Annotated in this window: 1 protein-coding gene and 1 pseudogene; both read left to right on the top strand. The window is 64.6% G+C overall.

Going from position 1 to position 807, the window contains the following annotated elements:
* A pseudogene (locus D8V06_RS06415) lies at positions 1-138 on the top strand (gamma-glutamyl-phosphate reductase); the annotation flags it as partial.
* A 46-nt stretch (positions 139-184) separates the two neighbouring features.
* The coding region (gene nadD / locus D8V06_RS06410) for a nicotinate-nucleotide adenylyltransferase (RefSeq protein ID WP_177434388.1) at positions 185-807 on the top strand (623 nt) is incomplete at its 3' end.

Below are 807 nucleotides of genomic sequence, written 5' to 3'. Positions count from 1 at the left end.
GAATACGGATTGGGTGCCGAGATCGGCATTTCTACTGATAAGCTGCACGCCCGCGGCCCGGTCGGCCTCGAAGGGCTGACCTGCGAGAAGTACGTCGTGGTCGGTGATGGCCAGTTGCGCGGACAGGAGCCGGTCTGACTTGGGCGACTTCGACCCGTCAGCCCCGTCGACCATCAGCGAGCCAGTGCCTCGCCGTATTGGCGTGCTGGGTGGAACGTTCGACCCGGTGCACATCGGTCATTTGCGCGGTGCGCTGGAAGTTGCCGAGACCCTGGGCCTCGATGAGCTGCGCCTGACACCGAGTGCCAGGCCGCCCCATCGGAATACGCCGCAGGTGTCGGCGAAGGACCGTCTGGCGATGGTCGAGTGCGCGGTGGCCGGTGTGGCACCGTTGGTGGTGGACGCCCGCGAATTGCAGCGGGACAAACCGTCCTACACCATTGATACCCTGGAGTTGATGCGTGCCGAAATGGCCGCCGAGACCCAGGTTTTTCTGCTTTTGGGCTGGGACGCATTTTGCGGCCTGCCCACTTGGCACCGCTGGGAAGAGTTGCTCCAGCATTGCCATATCCTGGTGTTGCAACGCCCGGATGCCGACAGCGAACCGCCGGATGCCTTGCGCAACCTGCTGGCAGCGCGCTCGGTGAGCGACCCGCTGGCCCTCAAAGGGCCGAGCGGACAGATTGCATTCGTCTGGCAGACACCGCTCGCGGTATCCGCCACCCAGATCCGTCAACTGCTGGCCAGCGGTAAGTCGGTACGTTTCCTGGTGCCCGACGCGGTCCTGGCCTACATCGATGCGCACGG

Origin of the sequence: Pseudomonas sp. Sample_24, assembly GCF_004307605.1 — a bacterium.
Lineage (GTDB): Bacteria > Pseudomonadota > Gammaproteobacteria > Pseudomonadales > Pseudomonadaceae > Aquipseudomonas.
This window is presented reverse-complemented; position numbering and strand designations above follow the sequence as displayed.